Below are 13,128 nucleotides of genomic sequence, written 5' to 3' on the forward strand. Positions count from 1 at the left end.
CGCCCTGCGCAAGGCTGCTGGCGCCGTCGGCGAGCTGTCCCGTCGCCTGCGGCAGGAGCCCCGCCTCGGCGCGGAAGACGTCGACGCCTCTCGAGAGCGCGGTGTTGCCGTCCGAGATCTTCTGCAGGGCGCTGGCAAGCTCGTCCGAGCCGCTCATCAGCTGGCTCATGGAGCTCCGTAGCAGGTCGACGGTCTCGCCGTTGTCTTCCGCGTCAATCTTGCTGGTGTCGAGGTCCGAGAGCAGGCTGGGGGTGACGATGGTGGTCACGGAGCCCAGGCTGAAGTTCGTCACGTCAGCCTCGAGCTCGAAGTACTCGGGGAGCTCGATCTGGTCTCGGCTTAGGTCGAGGCTCCTCTGGAGTCCCGGCAGCGCGTAGCCTACCGCCATGGGCGTGTCGCCCGAAACCAGTCGCCCATTGGTGAGTTTCACGTCGTGGAACACGTCCTCGTCGAGGTCGACGGTGGTGATGGCAGCGAAGGGCGTGAAGAGCTCCCGCTGGCTGCCCTGCACGGAGCGAGTTGCCGAGGACTCGTTCTTGTAGTCGAAGCGCATGACGAGGTGGCCGCTCTTGCCGGCGAGCTCGCTGGCTTCGATGGGCCTGCCGTCCAGCGTGTAGCTCACGCTGATGGCCAGCGGCAGCGGCTTGTCGCTGCGACCGCTGTACGAGACCTTCTTTCCGTTTGCCGTCCAGCTCAGGCTCCCGTCCGCATTGGTGCTGAAGCCCTGTTTGTCGTCGGAGGGCTTGATGTCGCTCAGGTCGCTGCGGTCGGGGAGGGTTGCCGCCTTCCCGTCGTTGCTGAGGGTCTCCCTCACCGTGGTCTCGCGTACGTTTCCGTTGCTGTCCGCAGAGACGTAGACCGTCTCGCTCTTGTCGATGCCGGCACCCCCTGTCGCGAGGGCGGCTGCGGGCATCGCGAGCGCAGCCACGAGCGAGAGGCCGGCGACGGCCGAGAACGCGGCGGCCCTCAGGTGACGTGGGTGGGTGTGGTTGGTCTTCGGGAAGCGCCTGGCCATGGTTCCTCCAGCTGTTGCGTCGTGTCTCATCTGAGTTTACACAAGTAAACTTGAGGAATTGCGCGCTGTGGTGCAAAACTGCGCATGGAAGCTCCGAATTGTGGAGAGAAACGACAAAAGCCCAGTTACGCGAAGGGCATACCAGGAATCGTGCGCACTTTTCGTGCAGCAGCCCTCTGGACGGTTCCCGTCCTGCCTCCCAATCGCCCTCGCGTCGCCCGCCAGGGTGTCCGTCGTGTGCCCGCCCGCCTATCCCAGCGTACGGTCGTGGTTCACGGGCGCGTAGAAGAGGCGCGCCACCTCGTCCTGGTCGCGCGTCTGGCCGAGGGCCCACATGGTCTTCGCCACCAGGGCCTCGGTGGTCATGTCATCTGCTCGCAGGATGCCCGGGTGGTCTGCGTATGCTCGACCGACCTCGTATACCCCCAGGTCGAGCCCCTCCTCGGGCACCTGGGTGGTGATGACCAGCGTCCGGCCCGATGCGACCCAGCCATAGATGGCCCGCTGGTAGGCGTTCCCGTCGTACTCGGGTATCCCGCCGATGCCAAAGGTCTCCAGTACCACGGCGTCGTAGTCCCGTCGCAGCAGGTCGAAGATGCTGGGCCTGAGCTCGGGGGTCAGCTTGAGGACGATGACCCTCTCGTCTAGCTCGTGGTAGAAGTCCGGTCGGCGTGTGGGCACGCCCGCTGCCGTCGCGTTCCCGTCCGTGGCCGCCGCACGCTCGCCCCTGCCCACTGCCAGGCAGTTGCCTGCCGCACGCCTGTCCCCGCCCACTGCCGCGCAATCGCTCGCTCCACCGCCCTGCCGTATGATCCGCTCCGACCTGATGACGGCCAGGGGAGGGTAGTTCACGCTGGTGAAGGCGTTGAAGCTCAGCGTCCGCTGCTTGTGCGCCCGCGTTCCGGCTATGACGCTGCCGTTGAACGCCACGCTCACGTCCCGCGACCCGTCGTCGCAGGCATACAGGACGGATTGGTACAGGTTGAGCTTGGCGTCGGTGAAGGGGTTCGACATGGGCTGCTGGGATCCCGTGAGCACGATGGGCTTCCTGCTTCCGCGCACGAGGTAGCTCAGCGCCGCAGAGGTGTAGGCCATGGTGTCCGTGCCGTGCAGGACGACGAAGCCGTCGAAGTCGTCGTAGGCGCCCTCGATCATGGAGGCGATGCGCAGCCAGTCCATGGGCCGCATGTTGGTGCTGTCGATGTTCATCGGCTGGACGATGCTGAGCTCGCAGAGGTCGTCGAGCTGCGGGACGAAGGCCGCGAGCTCCTCTCCGCTGAGCGCGGGCGAGAGCCCGCCGCCCTGGGGCAGCGAGGCGATGGTGCCTCCCGTGGCGACGATCAGGATCCTCTTCATGGCGCGCATGCTCCCGTCTTGGGCCAAGCCGACGGGGTCATGGTAGCGGAAGGCGAGAGGGACGCGCCGTCGCTGTCGTTGGCGCCTGCCAGCGACGGGCCTACCGCGCGAGCACCGCCCTCCTGCGGACGAGTGCGTGCCTGCCACGCGTCGCCGCCAGACGAGCTGCGTCGCGCATCGCATCGATGGCGCCGCCCAACGCCGCGCCGCCCACGAGCTCGCTCGCCGCGGCACCGCCCACCACGAGTGCGGCCCCGAGCATGCGGCCGGGGGTCAGGGACTCTCTCAGGAGCAGCGCTCCCAGCGCCACCGCGCTCAGGGGCTCGAGGTATCCGCATACGGCGACGCGCTGGACCGGCAGCCTGCCCAGCGAGGAGAAGTACAGGTAGCAGCCCAGCCCGGTGTTGACCAGTCCCAGCACGAGCACGGCCGGCAGGTTGGCACCTGCGACCTGGCCGGGTGTCACGAGTCCGCCCGTCGGGATCGACCAGGCGGCGACCGCGGCGAAGCTCGCCAGCATCTGCACGCAGGCCGCCTCCATGCCGCCCACCTCGGGCGCCCGCTTCGAGAACACGACCATCACCGCGTACATGAGGGCGGAGGCCCCGCCCAGAGCGAGGCCGCGCGGGTCGGGCGCGCTGCCGCCGCACTGCGCGACCACGAGAAAGGCCCCCAAGACCACGCAGCCAAAGCCCGCGAGCTTGGGACCAGTGAGCCTCTCGCCAAAGAGGAGGGGGGAGAACAGCATCACGATGACCGGCCCGCAGTAGTACGCGAGCGACGCCACCCCCACGCCCACCAGGCGATACGCCGCAAAGAGGAAGATCCAGCCCACTCCCAGCGCGGCCCCGGAGAGCGCGAGCGCCGCCGCCTGCCGGGGATGCTCCAGGCAGGCGAGAGGTGCCACGGCCTGGCTCGCGGCACCATCTGCACCGGAGCGCCGCCGCCACAGGCTCGCGCCGAGTGCCGCGCACAGGGCGAGCGAGCCGAGCAGCGTGCGCAGGAGGACGACCTGTCCGCTGGGCAGGTCTATCTGGCTGGCTATGATCCCGTTGGACCCAAAGAGCAGAAGCGATGCCAGGTACTTCCCAAAATCTCGCGACATGGTGGAAGGGTCCTCCGAGCTCGTGCGAACAAATCAGCCATCAAACTTTCGCACGCGTCGAAACATATTAAAAGCGAATGTTTATCATGTTTGGCATGCAGGTTTGTGATGCATGGACGAGTGCCGGAAGCGGGGTCGCCGTGGAGTCAAACATCCAGAAGTACCAGGCCTTTCTCCAGACCGTCCGCCTGGGCAGCATCACCCGGGCCGCCAGGTCGCTCGACTACTCGCAGTCGGGCGTCAGTCGCATGGTCGCCGACCTCGAGCGGGCCTGGGGCGTGAGCCTGCTCGAGCGAGGCCATGGTGGCGTGCGCCTCACCGCCGAAGGCGAGCGACTCCTGCCCTTCGTGGAGGAGGTCTGCGAGGGCGCGCGCCGCCTGAGCATGCAGGTGGACGATATCAATGGCCTCGAGACGGGCACCGTTCGCATCGGCACCTTCTCGAGCGTGGCCACACACTGGCTGCCGCGCATCATCAAGCGCTTCCAGCGGGACTTCCCCGACATCGAGTACGAGATGCTCCTGGGCGACTTCCCCGAAATCGAGCGCTGGTGCGAGGAGGGCCGCGTCGACCTGGGCTTCCTGCCCTATGCGCCCGCCCCCGCGTCGCTGGGCGCGCGCTGGCTCGAGGATGACGAGCTCTTAGCCGTCCTTCCCGAGGGCCACGAGCTCGCGACGACCTCCGCCCCCGTGCCGCTCGCCCGCCTCTGCGAGGAGCCCTTCATCATGTTGGAGCAGTCGGGCGACGAGGAGGTGCGCTCCGTCTTCGCGCGCGCAGGCCTCACGCCGCGCGTCCGCTTCACCACCTTCGACGACTACGCGATCATGTCCATGGTCGAGAGCGGCCTGGGCCTGGCCGTCCTTCCCGCGCTCATCCTGCGCCGCAACCCCTACCACGTCGCGGTGCGGCAGCTCGACCCGGTCGCGCACCGCTCGATCAACGTGGTTTATCGCGACCTCGACCGCCTGCCCCTGGCGGCGAAGCGCTTCCTCGGCTACCTCGACTACCGCAGCGGTTGAGGCGAGCGGCTTCCGCAGGTCCGAGTGGCCGCAGGCGAGAGCGGCGCGCGATCTCGTCCGTAGCCCGTTTCCAGTGCCCGTCCAGTGCCGGCCTCGCGCCCCCGTGCGCCGCGCCCCTCTCGCCCGGATGGCCGACCTCACATAGAATGGTGAACGAGCAACCGACCGGTCGACCGCAGGCGGTCGCGCAAGAAAGACATGCGCCGTCCCGCGCGCACGCGCCGGCAGGCCGCGTCCCCACCCCCAACCCAAGGAGTCCCCATGGCAGAGTTCGTCTACCAGATGTACAAGGTCCGCAAGGCGTTTGGCGAGAAGGTCATCCTCGATGACGTCACGATGGGCTTCTATCCCGGCGCGAAGATCGGCGTCGTGGGCCCCAATGGCATGGGCAAGTCCACGCTGCTCAAGATCATGGCCGGCATGGAAGAGATCTCCAACGGAGAGGCACGCCTGGCGCCTGGCTTCAGCGTGGGCATCCTGCAGCAGGAGCCGCCGCTGGACGAGTCCAAGACCGTGGGGGAGAACATTCGCGAGGCCTTCGGCGACATCATCGCCAAGGTCGACCGCTTCAACCAGATCGGTAACGAGATGGCCGACCCCGACGCGGACTTCGACGCCCTCATGGCCGAGATGGGAGAGCTCCAGAACCAGATCGACGCCGCCAACGGCTGGGACCTCGACAGCCAGCTCAGCCAGGCCATGGACGCCCTGCAGTGCCCCGACCCCGACGAGGACGTGAGCCACCTCTCGGGCGGCGAGCGCAGGCGCGTCGCGCTCTGCAGGCTCCTCCTCGAGGCGCCCGACCTGCTGCTCCTCGACGAGCCCACCAACCACCTCGACGCCGAGTCGGTCCTCTGGCTCGAGCAGTTCCTCAAGGGCTACCCTGGCGCCGTCCTGGCCATCACCCACGACCGCTACTTCCTTGACAACGTGGCCGAGTGGATCTGCGAGGTGGACCGCGGCACGCTGTATCCCTACAAGGGCAACTACTCCACCTACCTCGAGACCAAGGCCGCCCGCCTCGAGATGGAGTCCAAGCAGAACGCCCGCCGCGCCAAGAAGATGAAGTCGGAGCTCGAGTGGGTGCGCAGCTCCCAGAAGGCCCGCCAGGCGAAGAGCAAGGCCCGTCTCGCCGCCTACGAGCAGATGGAGGCCGAGGCGCGCCGCGCCACCAAGGTCGACTTCACCGACATCCACATCCCCGTGGGCCCGCGCCTGGGCTCCAAGGTCCTGGAGGTCGAGCATCTGCACAAGGCCTTCGGCGACCGAGTGCTCATCGACGACCTCAGCTTCAGCCTGTCCCGCAACGGCATCGTGGGCGTCATTGGCCCCAACGGCGTGGGCAAGTCCACGCTCTTCAAGATGATCGTGGGTCAGGAGCGGCCCAGCTCCGGCACCCTCGAGCTGGGCGAGACCGTCCAGCTCTCGTACGTCGACCAGGGGCGCGAGGGGCTCGACCCCGACAAGAACGTCTGGGAGGTCGTCTCGGGTGGGAACGACTTCATCCAGGTGGGCACGACTGAGGTGCCCAGCCGCGCGTACGTGAGCGCCTTCGGCTTCAAGGGCACCGACCAGCAGAAGCCCTCGGGAGTGCTATCTGGCGGTGAGAGGAACCGCCTCAACCTGGCCCTTACGCTGCGCCAGGGCGGCAACCTGCTCCTGCTTGACGAGCCCACCAACGACCTCGACACCGAGACCCTGGAGTCGCTGGAGGAGGCGCTGCTCGAGTTCCCGGGCTGCGCGGTGATCACCAGCCACGACCGCTGGTTCATGGACCGCATCGCCACGCACATCCTGGCCTGGGAGGGCACGGACGAGAACCCCGGCGCCTGGACCTGGTTCGAGGGCAACTTCGAGGACTACCAGCGCGACCGCATCGCACGCCTGGGNTCGCGAGGGCGGCTGCGGGCATCGCGAGCGCAGCCACGAGCGAGAGGCCGGCGACGGCCGAGAACGCGGCGGCCCTCAGGTGACGTGGGTGGGTGTGGTTGGTCTTCGGGAAGCGCCTGGCCATGGTTCCTCCAGCTGTTGCGTCGTGTCTCATCTGAGTTTACACAAGTAAACTTGAGGAATTGCGCGCTGTGGTGCAAAACTGCGCATGGAAGCTCCGAATTGTGGAGAGAAACGACAAAAGCCCAGTTACGCGAAGGGCATACCAGGAATCGTGCGCACTTTTCGTGCAGCAGCCCTCTGGACGGTTCCCGTCCTGCCTCCCAATCGCCCTCGCGTCGCCCGCCAGGGTGTCCGTCGTGTGTCCGCCCGCCTATCCCAGCGTACGGTCGTGGTTCACGGGCGCGTAGAAGAGGCGCGCCACCTCGTCCTGGTCGCGCGTCTGGCCGAGGGCCCACATGGTCTTCGCCACCAGGGCCTCGGTGGTCATGTCATCTGCTCGCAGGATGCCCGGGTGGTCTGCGTATGCTCGACCGACCTCGTATACCCCCAGGTCGAGCCCCTCCTCGGGCACCTGGGTGGTGATGACCAGCGTCCGGCCCGATGCGACCCAGCCATAGATGGCCCGCTGGTAGGCGTTCCCGTCGTACTCGGGTATCCCGCCGATGCCAAAGGTCTCCAGTACCACGGCGTCGTAGTCCCGTCGCAGCAGGTCGAAGATGCTGGGCCTGAGCTCGGGGGTCAGCTTGAGGACGATGACCCTCTCGTCTAGCTCGTGGTAGAAGTCCGGTCGGCGTGTGGGCACGCCCGCTGCCGTCGCGTTCCCGTCCGTGGCCGCCGCACGCTCGCCCCTGCCCACTGCCAGGCAGCGCATCTAGATGTGTAGAGGCGACGGGCGCTCGGCCGCGCGCCGGAGAGCTCCGCGGCCTGGCTCAGGCCGAACCCCGGCGAGACTGCCTCGAGGGCGAGGGCGACCGTTTTCCTGTCGTGCATGCGAACCTCCCGAGTTGGGCCGTCCAGCGTCGGTCCAACATTTGGTCCGCACACCCCCGTCACCCCCTTGCCCGCATTTCTCACGGAATGCGGGCATTTTTGGCAAATGGCCTGTTGGCAGGGTGGAAAGACAGCATTCTGCGAGAAATGCGGTCTTTTCCGGCTAGACCGTCTGACCGTTGGCCCGCGCAGGCCCGGGCCCCGGACCAAGGCCTGCGCGGGGAGCGCCTGCCCCTTGTCGTTCTCGTCAAACACGTCGCCGCACTCAGGGCAGAACTTGGGCGGCTTGGGCTGGTCCTCTGGCACCCAGCCGCACTTGTCGCAGCGGTAGCTCGGCCCCTCCTCGGGCTTGTGCCGGCACGCTGTTCTCGCTTGGATCTTGCTCTGCGGCGGCGTTCCAACCACACATGTCGACCTCGGCGCGCGAGAGGGCCGAAGTGGGTGGTTGCGCGCGGCTCTCAGGTGAGAGGACCACCCACATCGCACCTGCGGTGGCAGTCAAGTCACCCACTTCGCATTCGCGACGGTAATCCAGCCACCCACTTCGCGCTTCTCGTGACAGGTCGCAGTGTCTACTCCCGGGAGTTGCGCTTGCGGTATGCCTCGAGACGTTGGGTGTATGACGCCCCTTGGACGCGGAAGGCGATCGTGAAGCCTGCGGTGATGGCCGTGAGCAGGACCAGGTAGAGGAACGTGAAGCTCGCCCATGCGCCGGCGTTCTCTGTCGGGAACCACCCGCCAAGGAAGGAGCACGCCGCCAGCACGAGGTAATAGCTGAGCCCGAAGCCCGCGACGCGCACGGGATAGCTGGGCTTGGTGAGCACGGAGTAGCCAAACCACAGCTGTTGCAGGATGCCGCCGGCCAAGCCTGCGGCGATGGCAGAGGCGCACCAGCTCAACCCTTGGTTCCAACGCCCCGCGATGGCTTCGGTCCCGCACGCCGCAAGCAGCATCAGCACGGACACCATGCTGCCCGCCGCCAGCCCCCTGAGAGCCATGTGCCAGATTCCCCGCTTGGACTCCTCGTCATAGATTCCGACATCTTTGTGATGGTGACGTGTCTTCTCGCCCATTGTTCCCCTGCCTTTCTTTGGACCCTTCGCTAGCTGCGACGCGGATTGCTTCCTAGGAGCCTCTTTATGTTCGGTACATAGGTGCGCGTCACCAGGACGTCCGTACCACCCTCCAGGCGAAGCAGGAGACGGCGGTTGAGCTCGGGCCTGATCGAGACGACCTTGTCGAAGTTGACCAGCACCTGCTTGGACGCGCGGATGACGGGGCTTCCCCGCAAGGCCTCCTCCAGCTCGTAAAGCCTGAGGGGGCTTTCGAGCTCGGAGCCGTCGGTGGTGCGAACGAGGACCAGGTTGGCTCGTACCTCGATGAGCAACAGCTCGTCGAGCGGAATCGGCCTGCGAACAATCGAACCCGGTTCGAACCCCACGACCATCTGTCCGAATGATTGGAGCCTGCCTACCAGCTGGGCGGCGTCCTGGTCTCCTGGTGCGCTCGTCACCAGAACGTCGATTTCGTCCTGCCCCTCTCGCTCGATGTGTCTGACGTTCATCGCCCCTCCGTGTCGTCCTAGCCTTGCCGCATCTCGAGCATATGGGATGGACGGCGAGGTGGATGGTTGGTGCAGCCAAGTTGCACGAAGCGGGTGGCGTGTTGCCCGTCCGGTGTCCAATGGCATGCGCTTGGCGCGCGAGAGGGTCGAAATGGGTGGTTGGAACGCGGGAAAAGGTGAGAGAACCACTCACTTCGGACCCGAGGCGGCAACTCAGCCACCCACATCGGCGTCGGCGCGCGAGAGGGTCGAAGTGGGTGGTTGCGGGAGCCTTCGGGGCGAGAGAACCACCCACTTCGGGCCTGCGGTGGCAACCCAGCCACCCACATCACTCCTCTCGCGGCTCGTGATAAGTGGCGGGTGAATCGAGCGCACCGCCTTCGGATTGCACGGGGCGCAGACTGCCTGTTTTGAATCCGATTTGGCAGCTTCGTGCAAGTTAACGGCCGAATTGAGGACGCCTTGTGGATTATTGAGGCCACTTTGGCTCGTCGGGTGGCCGCAACGCTGATCTTGCGCCCTTCTCACCCTCATGTACCTGCGGGTCTTGCAGCTGCACGAACTCTCCGGCAGCTGCCTGCCAGCCAAGAGTGGGTTTGGCGCGAGTTTCGAACGGTACCCTTCGCGACATGTTTACGTTCATTTCTCATAACAGCTCCCGGGCGTATTGGCTCACGAGGCGCCACGACGGGGGTGGTCTGCCCATCGCCTGTGACGTGAGCCTGGCAGACGCGACTGCGTCGGCGCGCGAGGTGAGACGGGCAATAGTGGCACTCAGGGGTCGCAACCCACTTCATGCCGCGCTCGGGCAAAAGCTCGACATTCTCGTGCCTTCGTCCAACGGGCGTCACCCCTGTGCGGACGTGCGCATGCACCTCTGCAAAAGAAGTCTGCCGGAGGGGTCGTTCGCGGCACTTTCTCCGGACGTCCTCGTCGCCTCGCCGGAGCTTTGCTTTCTACAGATGGCGGAGTCGCTTGACGTTCTAGGGGAAGTGGTCGAGCTTGGGTTCGAACTCTGTGGCACCTACGCCTTTGGGCCCGACGGCAGGACGCTCGCGGGAAGCCGGCCTCCCCTGACGAGCGTCGCTCGCATCGCCGGCTATCTTGACCGTTGCGCTGGGGTGCGGGGCGTCGCGAAGGCTCGCTCGGCGCTGCGCTGGGTGATGGACGGGTCGGCGTCGCCCATGGAGACGCTCCTTGCCATGGAGCTGGGAATGCCCAAGCGCCTGGGCGGGAGGGGCTTCCCACCGTTTGTCGTCAATCGACGCATCGAGCTGCCAGACGAGCACCTGCGCGGGCTGGCGCAGCGCTCACGCGTCTACGTCGACCTGCTCTTCGAGCATCAGGGGTTGTGCCTGGAGTTCGATAGCTTCGAGCACCACGGGGGCAGGGAGGAGTATGACAACACGCAGGCACGAGCCAACGCGCTGCGTTCCATGGGACTGCGTGTCAACTCGATAACCTACGGCCAGGTTGCCTCGCTCGCACGCTTCGACGATTTGGTGTGGGGCCTCGAGACGCAGTTGGGGCTTCGGCATAGGCCGTGCGGGGACTCGACGAGGGCTCGTCAGCGCGAATTGCACGCGCTTCTCGCCGACGTGCGCAGGAGGCACTTCTAGCGTCGTTTTGCAAGGCAACGGGACCCACATCGTCCCCGGTGCGCAAGACATTCGAAGTGGGTGGTTGGAACGCGGGAAAAGGCGAGAGAACCACCCACTTCGGGCTTGCGGCGGCATATCGCCCACCCACATCGGCGTCGGCGCGCGAGAGGGTCGAAGTGGGTGGTTGCATGCGGCTCTCAGGCGAGAGAAGCACCCACTTCGGGCCTGCGGTGGCAACTCAGCCACCCACTTCGATCACGTGACGGCACCACGGCCACCCACTTCGATCACGTGACGGCACCACGGCCACCCACTTCGCGCCTGCGGCGGCGGGATTCGTCGACGCAGGCGCGCAGCTACCAGAGCGCCCGCCTGGCAAGCTCGCAGAGCACCGCGCGCACGCGCTCGAGGTCCGCCAACGGTACGTACTCGTTGGGCTTGTGCGCCATCTCGAGCTCGCCCGGCCCGTAAGAGACGCAGTCGCGGTTCCCGCAGGTTCCCGCCACGACGGCGCCATCGGTGTAGCCGGTGAACACGTCGATGCCCGCCTTGGCCCCCGTGACCTCGGCGGAAGCCTCCTGCAGGAGCGCGAGCAGTCCGGACTGGGGGTTTGCCTCGATGGGAGGGCGGTCCCCGGTCACCTCGTAGCTGCCGACACAGCCTGGCACGGCCCTCTCGGCCGCACGAAGGGCGTCCGTCACGATGCCACTGGCAGAGTCGGTGCCCGCAGGAGGCACGAGCCGCATGTCAATCCACACATGGCAGTCGTCGGGTACCACGTAGGGCCGGTAGCCACCCTCTATCTGTCCGAAGGTCACGGTGGAAGCGCCGAGGTCGGGATGCCTCTCCAGTGCCGCCACGGCCGAGCGTATGCGCACGACCGCCTCGGCGGCAGCGGCGACGGCGTCCGCCCCGCGCCAGGGCGTGCTCGCGTGTGCGGTGACACCGCGCAGCTCGAGCTCGAACCAGCTGCGGCCCTTGTGTGCCATGCGCGCCTTGCCGCCCGTTGGCTCCGTGTCCAGCACCCAGTCGGTACCGCCCACCCATCCGGTGGCGATCGCGGCCTCGATGCCGCGCATGAAGTCCTCCTCATCAACCGTGCAGAGCAGCGTCATGCGGCGGCGGGGGAGGCGTCCCCTCAGCGCGACCTCGTCGAGGGCGCTCCCAAAGGCAAGCATCGCGCAGGCAAGGCCGCCCTTCATGTCACAGGAGCCGCGGCCATAGAGCCGCCCGTCAAGTACCCTCGCCCCCAGGGCGGGGGTCTCGTCGTCCCAGCCATCCCCCAGGACGACGGTGTCCTGGTGACAGCAGTAGACGAGCCCCGGCAGGCCTTCGGTCGTGGCCTCGTCGTCAGGCGAGAGCCCCGTCACCTCCGTGCCCGTGGCATCATGCTCACCCGCGGCGGGAATCACGGCCCTCAGGCAGGGCCGGCCGGGAAGCGCCTCGAGCTCTTCGAGGAAGACGTGGCCCAGTACCTCGCGCCCGCCCTTGCCGGCAAGCTCGCGCGCCCGTCCGATGCGACTTTCGAGCCAGCCGCGTACGAAGCCCTCGACTTCGCCCTCGAAGGCGCCAGGGTCGCTGCTGTCGATCCTCACGAGCGCCTGGGTGAGCCCGACCACGTCGTTCGTGCTGCGGTCCGTGCCCTTGTCCGCGCTGGCGTTGGCATCCGCATAAGCGCCAGCGCCGGCGACCTGCGCCAGCAAGTCTCCCTTGTCTTCTCCAACCATGACGTCCCGAGCCATGCGGCCCACCTCCCGGAAGGCGATCGCCTCGAGCCCGGGCTACCCCTGCGCCTGGGCCTTGGCCTCGTCCATGTAGCTGTACAGGGTGTACTTCGAGATGCCGAAGTAGTTGCAGACCTTCTGGCCCGACTTGGTGACCAGGAAGGCGCCGGAGTCGTTGAGGAAGCCGATTGCCTTGACCTTGTCCTCCTTGGTCATGAGGGTGACGGGCTTGCCCACGACCCGCACGCTCTGCTCGATGAGCTCGTCCAGGAGTTCGGTCACGCTCTGGGGGATGGGCTCGGGGTCTGCCGCACCCTGCGCGGCGACGGCGGTGAGCGACTCCAGCTCGTGACGTGCGGCAAGGAGCATGGTGATGTCGTAGTTGATGGCAAAGATGCCGTCCACCTCGCCGTCCTCGCCGCGCAGGAAGATGGTGGACGACTTCAGGATCTTGCCGTCCTCGGTCTTGGTGAGGTAGGCGAGCCGGTCCTCGACGGGGTTGCGGCGGTCGTGCAGTGCCTCGAGCACGACATGCGAGGGGCCGTCTCCCACCGCACGGCCCGACACATGGCCGTTCTCGATGGCGACGATGGTGCTCGAGGGGTTGTCGGCCGAGAGGTCGTGGATGACCACCTCGCAGCCCGGTCCGAACTGGGTCGCGATGCCATGTGCGAGGGAGCGGCAGAACTCGATGTCCTGTGCACGCATGGGAACCTCCCGTTGATGTCGCCCGCGAGCTGGGCGCCGACCCTGCGAGGTCGCAGGGATGCCTATCAAAGAGTTATGAGAGCCGACCTTTGGCGACCTGCGTCGCGAGCGGGTCTGGCAGCCGAATGGTATATCGAATCGCGCCGTGCTCAA

At 66.7% G+C, this 13,128-nt stretch carries 9 protein-coding genes and 2 pseudogenes; 3 read left to right on the top strand and 8 right to left on the bottom strand.

Going from position 1 to position 13,128, the window contains the following annotated elements; translation table 11 throughout:
* From BQ7388_RS03310 to BQ7388_RS03320, 3 genes are all read right to left on the bottom strand, one after another.
* Positions 1–1,015 (bottom strand): hypothetical protein (locus BQ7388_RS03310; RefSeq protein WP_200781420.1); only part of this gene is annotated, 1,015 nt, incomplete at its 3' end.
* Between the two features lie 249 nt (positions 1,016–1,264).
* Complete coding sequence (locus tag BQ7388_RS03315) at positions 1,265–2,371, bottom strand: asparaginase (protein ID WP_072499774.1); 1,107 nt, start codon at positions 2,369–2,371, stop codon at positions 1,265–1,267.
* 100 nt (positions 2,372–2,471) lie between these two features.
* On the bottom strand, positions 2,472–3,476 hold the full coding sequence (locus BQ7388_RS03320) for a DMT family transporter (protein WP_072499775.1): 1,005 nt from the start codon (positions 3,474–3,476) through the stop codon (positions 2,472–2,474).
* Positions 3,477–3,553: 77 nt separating this feature from the next.
* On the opposite strand from BQ7388_RS03320, the gene BQ7388_RS03325 reads away from it, so the two are divergent.
* A complete protein-coding gene (locus tag BQ7388_RS03325; protein ID WP_200781421.1) occupies positions 3,554–4,495 on the top strand; it encodes a LysR family transcriptional regulator in 942 nt (313 codons plus the stop codon).
* A 261-nt stretch (positions 4,496–4,756) separates the two neighbouring features.
* A pseudogene (gene ettA / locus BQ7388_RS11845) lies at positions 4,757–6,451 on the top strand (energy-dependent translational throttle protein EttA); the annotation flags it as partial.
* A gap of 307 nt (positions 6,452–6,758) precedes the next feature.
* Here ettA and BQ7388_RS03335 read toward each other — a convergent pair.
* The 3 genes and pseudogenes from BQ7388_RS03335 to BQ7388_RS11850 form a co-directional block, all read right to left on the bottom strand.
* Positions 6,759–7,175: pseudogene (locus tag BQ7388_RS03335) on the bottom strand (asparaginase); the annotation flags it as partial.
* Between the two features lie 775 nt (positions 7,176–7,950).
* Positions 7,951–8,451: a hypothetical protein gene (locus BQ7388_RS03345; protein WP_072499778.1), complete on the bottom strand. Its 501-nt coding sequence runs from the start codon at positions 8,449–8,451 to the stop codon at positions 7,951–7,953.
* 29 nt (positions 8,452–8,480) lie between these two features.
* The gene (locus BQ7388_RS11850; protein WP_072499779.1) at positions 8,481–8,942 is read right to left on the bottom strand and encodes a LytTR family DNA-binding domain-containing protein; all 462 of its coding nucleotides are present in this window, start codon (positions 8,940–8,942) and stop codon (positions 8,481–8,483) included.
* A 629-nt stretch (positions 8,943–9,571) separates the two neighbouring features.
* Here BQ7388_RS11850 and BQ7388_RS03355 point away from each other — a divergent pair.
* Positions 9,572–10,561, top strand: a complete 990-nt coding sequence (locus BQ7388_RS03355; protein ID WP_129583144.1) for a hypothetical protein — start codon at positions 9,572–9,574, stop codon at positions 10,559–10,561.
* Positions 10,562–10,899: 338 nt separating this feature from the next.
* Here BQ7388_RS03355 and BQ7388_RS03360 read toward each other — a convergent pair whose 3' ends face one another.
* Together BQ7388_RS03360 and BQ7388_RS03365 are read right to left on the bottom strand one after the other, a co-directional pair.
* Positions 10,900–12,285: a M20 family metallopeptidase gene (locus BQ7388_RS03360; RefSeq protein ID WP_082719454.1), complete on the bottom strand. Its 1,386-nt coding sequence runs from the start codon at positions 12,283–12,285 to the stop codon at positions 10,900–10,902.
* A 39-nt stretch (positions 12,286–12,324) separates the two neighbouring features.
* Entirely contained in the window at positions 12,325–12,975 is a 651-nt protein-coding gene (locus BQ7388_RS03365; RefSeq protein WP_062529490.1) for a helix-turn-helix transcriptional regulator, read from the bottom strand.
* Positions 12,976–13,128: the final 153 nt, after the last annotated feature.

The sequence above is a fragment of the Olsenella phocaeensis genome, assembly GCF_900120385.1.
Lineage (GTDB): Bacteria > Actinomycetota > Coriobacteriia > Coriobacteriales > Atopobiaceae > Olsenella_I > Olsenella_I phocaeensis.